Origin of the sequence: [Flexibacter] sp. ATCC 35208 (assembly GCF_001975825.1) — a bacterium.
Taxonomy (GTDB): Bacteria; Bacteroidota; Bacteroidia; order Chitinophagales; family Chitinophagaceae; genus Chitinophaga.
In genome coordinates, this window is record NZ_MTKN01000341.1 from 1 (window position 1) to 367 (window position 367).

The window sequence follows — 367 nt, forward strand, 5'->3', positions numbered from 1 at the left end:
GCCGATTTTGTTTACGTAAAAAACTGGAGTAACTTCAATGATTCCGGACAAGTAACCAACACAGATCCAAATTGGACCGTTACAGCCGAAAAAATGGCATTAACCAACAACGGAAAATTTATGCACTGTCTTCCGGTTCGTCGTAACGTAATTGTAAGCGACGAAGTTTTAGACGGAGAAAATTCAATTGTAATCGAGCAGGCGAATAACAGAACGTATTCGGCACAATTAGTTTTACAAAAGATTCTTAAAAAAATGTAAATGAAGGTGCAAAGGCGCAAAGCTGCAAAGGTTCAGAGGTTTTTACGTACTGAATCTAAACTTTGTCCCTTTGTCTCTCTGAACCTTTGAACCTCATGAAAAAAGT

1 pseudogene is annotated in these 367 nt (G+C 38.1%); it reads left to right on the forward strand.

From position 1 onward, the window contains the following. Positions 1-261, forward strand: a pseudogene (locus BW716_RS35825) (acetylornithine carbamoyltransferase); the annotation flags it as partial. Positions 262-367 lie beyond the last annotated feature (106 nt).